The organism is Bartonella sp. CM120XJJH (assembly GCF_042194715.1).
In the GTDB taxonomy this organism is placed as follows: domain Bacteria; phylum Pseudomonadota; class Alphaproteobacteria; order Rhizobiales; family Rhizobiaceae; genus Bartonella.
Genome location: NZ_JBHINE010000095.1, coordinates 1 through 843 on the forward strand (window position 1 = coordinate 1; position 843 = coordinate 843).

1 protein-coding gene is annotated in these 843 nt (G+C 44.0%); it reads right to left on the minus strand.

The window, feature by feature from the left end; genetic code table 11:
• Window positions 1-15 precede the first annotated feature (15 nt).
• On the minus strand, window positions 16-843 hold an 828-nt coding region (locus tag ACFIKU_RS09960; RefSeq protein ID WP_375657414.1), incomplete at its 5' end, for an elongation factor Tu.

Sequence of the window (843 nt, forward strand, 5' to 3'; positions counted from 1 at the left end):
CTCAACAAGCATTATTTATTCAATGATCTTAGAGACGATACCGGCACCAACAGTACGACCACCTTCACGAATAGCGAAACGAAGTTTTTCTTCCATCGCTATCGGAACGATCAACGAAACATCCATGGCAACATTGTCGCCTGGCATAACCATTTCCGTTCCTTCTGGAAGCGTAACAATACCTGTAACATCCGTCGTACGGAAGTAAAACTGAGGACGATAATTTGTGAAAAATGGCGTATGACGTCCACCTTCATCTTTTGTCAAAATGTAAGCTTCTGCTTTAAAACGTGTATGAGGCGTAACGGATCCTGGCTTCGCCAACACTTGACCACGCTCAATCCCTTCACGGTCAACACCACGGAGCAGAGCTCCTATATTATCACCCGCTTGGCCTTGATCTAAAAGCTTGCGGAACATCTCAACGCCTGTAACCGTCGTCTTAGACGTTGGACGAATACCGATAATCTCGATTTCCTCTCCAACTTTAATAACACCACGCTCAACACGACCCGTAACAACGGTTCCACGACCCGAAATCGAAAATACATCTTCTATCGGCATCAAAAATGGTTGATCAACAGGACGTTCAGGGGTTGGAATATAATTATCAACTTCACTCATCAAAAGACGAACAGCATCTTCACCAATGCTTTTATCCTTATCCTCAAGGGCGGCCAACGCAGAACCCTTAACAATCGGTATATCATCGCCTGGGAAATCATATTTGGATAAAAGTTCCCGAACCTCAAGCTCTACAAGCTCCAAAAGTTCTACATCATCAACCTGATCAACTTTATTAAGAAAAACAACAATTGCTGGAACACCAACCTGACGTGCAAG